Annotated in this window: 1 pseudogene; it reads right to left on the bottom strand. The window is 67.8% G+C overall.

Annotated features, from left to right (window positions below):
* Positions 1 to 304, bottom strand: a pseudogene (locus FS767_RS21995) (hypothetical protein); the annotation flags it as partial.

Raw genomic sequence — 304 nt, 5'->3', positions numbered from 1 at the left:
GAGCACGGTATGGGCGTATTCGAGCAGCGCGTACTGCAGCCCGCCACAGGTACCTAGAAAAGGAATCCGCTGTTCGCGCGCCGTGCGCAGCGTCGCCACCACCCCTTCACGATGGCGATAGGGACTCCCGGGTACGCACCAGAGGCCGTCGCAGCCGCCAAGGGCGCCATCGGCCTCGACCGTCGGCAGCCAGCGTGTTTGCAGCGTGACACCCAGCGCCGTGGCGGTCAGCGCCAGGGCCTGGGGGATGGCCTGGTGGGCCACGATGGAAGGGTCCTGGTCTCCCAGGAGCACGATTTCGTAC

This window comes from Pseudomonas sp. DE0010, assembly GCF_007680745.1.
Lineage (GTDB): Bacteria > Pseudomonadota > Gammaproteobacteria > Pseudomonadales > Pseudomonadaceae > Aquipseudomonas > Aquipseudomonas parafulva_B.
Note: the sequence above shows the minus strand (reverse complement) of the source record. Positions and strands in the feature narration are given on the sequence as shown.